This window comes from Herbiconiux sp. FW305-C-125, from assembly GCF_058783455.1.
Genome location: NZ_JBYSYO010000030.1, coordinates 1 through 1,645, shown reverse-complemented (window position 1 = coordinate 1,645; position 1,645 = coordinate 1). Strand labels below are relative to the sequence as shown.

1 protein-coding gene is annotated in these 1,645 nt (G+C 66.1%); it reads right to left on the bottom strand.

Features of this window, described 5'->3' with window-relative positions; all coding sequences use genetic code 11:
* Nucleotides 1-16: 16 nt before the first annotated feature.
* Nucleotides 17-1,531: an IS1634 family transposase gene (locus AC3WLB_RS24250; protein ID WP_363499275.1), complete on the bottom strand. Its 1,515-nt coding sequence runs from the start codon at nucleotides 1,529-1,531 to the stop codon at nucleotides 17-19.
* Nucleotides 1,532-1,645 lie beyond the last annotated feature (114 nt).

Genomic DNA, 1,645 nt, shown 5'->3' with positions numbered 1-1,645 from the left:
CCTGACTCGCGCCAAGTTAGTGCGTGACGCTCGCGGCGACGGCGTCGAGGATGGCTTGCGCCGTGTCGCCGGGTGGGGTCTTCGCTACGATCTCGTTCCCGTTGATGCTGATCGTGACGTCTCGCAGCGGTCGCAGGGTGCGGACGATCTTGCGGACGCTCGCCCCGGTGAGGTCCTGGAGATGGCGTGAGATCGCGAGGGCCGTGAACACGATCGTGAGGTGCGCGTGGATCGAGTCGGCCTCATGATGGAACATCGGTCTCGCACGGAGGTCGGTCTTCGCCATCCGGAACGATGCCTCGACCTGGAACAGTTCGTGATACGCGGCCACGATCTCATTCCCGGTGAGCCGGACCTGGGGAATGTTGGTGACGTACCCCTTCAGCCCAGCCAGTTGACGGGCCCGGTCGACGAGGACCTGATCGACGGCGGGGCGGGTGCCGGTGAGCTTGACGAACCGGTCCTTCTTGAGCGGCTTGGTCCCGTCGGCGATCTTCTGCGCCCGTTCGACCTGCTTGTCGAGGGTGTGGTTGTCGCGCCGGTCACGCTTGGCCGAGTAGTGATAGACCACCCGCCGCTGTCTGGCGTTCTCCCGGACGCCCATGATCCGCTTCGACTCCATGGTCTCGCCGTCGTGGAGGACGCCGCCGTGCGCGTCGAAGTGCTCGGCCAGGTCGTAAGGGGCCTTGCTGATTCGGGAGCCGACGATGAACGAGAACCCGGCGTCCTCGATCTGGTTCAGGTTCGACGCGGACAGCATGCCGGCGTCGGCGACGACCACGACGTCGTCGACTGCGTGTCGGTCTTGGAACGCGCGGAGCACGGGCAACAGCGTGAGCGTCTCGCCGGTGTTTCCGGGGAACTCGTGAACCTCAAGCGGGAACCCGTCCGGGGTGACCAGCATCCCCACCAGGATCTGCGGGTCGACGCGGCGCTCCTTGCTCATCCCCACCTTCCGCAGCGCGTCCTCGTCCTCGGCCTCGAAGTAGAGCGTGGTCACGTCGTAGAGCACCAGCTTCACGTGCCCATGTCGGGTCGCATGCGCATACGCAGCGGTCGCGAGCTTGTCCCGCCAATCGTGTTCAACACATCTCGCGAGGGTCCGCCAGATCGTCCGCAGCCCGGGCGCCGGCACCCCGAGCTCGCCGAGCACCCGGATCGTGTCAGCCTTGCTCGTCGGCTCGACCACGCGAGCGAGGACCAGCTTCATGAACACGTCGTCATCGACAGCGGCATCGAAACCGAGCCGCCGATACGCGGCCTCCAGCACGTCCCACAGCACCCGCGAACGAGATCCCGTCACGGTCGGCGCCGCCCCGGTCGGCGCAGTCGGTGTCAGCGCGTCCAGATCGAACGTCTGCTGCCCGGCATGGATCTTGCTCTTCGCAACCGCCACCAACGCCGCAAGCTGCGCGTCGTCATGCGCCGAGCCGATGTGCTCGAGGATCGTCTGCACTCCGCGACGAGTATGCGCGATCTGCACCGCCGTCGCCCCGGAACGCGTCTTCACCTTCCGGACGAACAACCCCATCGAGGGAGTCTAAATCGCCGCCGTTAGTGCGTAACCCGCCGACCCCGAACCCCGGAAAATCAGGGCAGAACGACCAACGACCGCCGAATCAGCGCTCAAGTGGCACGAGTCAGG

Excerpts from the sequence above, each read along its gene's own strand:
- AC3WLB_RS24250 (WP_363499275.1), bottom strand. The coding sequence starts at position 1,531 with ATGGGGTTGTTCGTCCGGAAGGTGAAGACGCGTTCCGGGGCGACGGCG.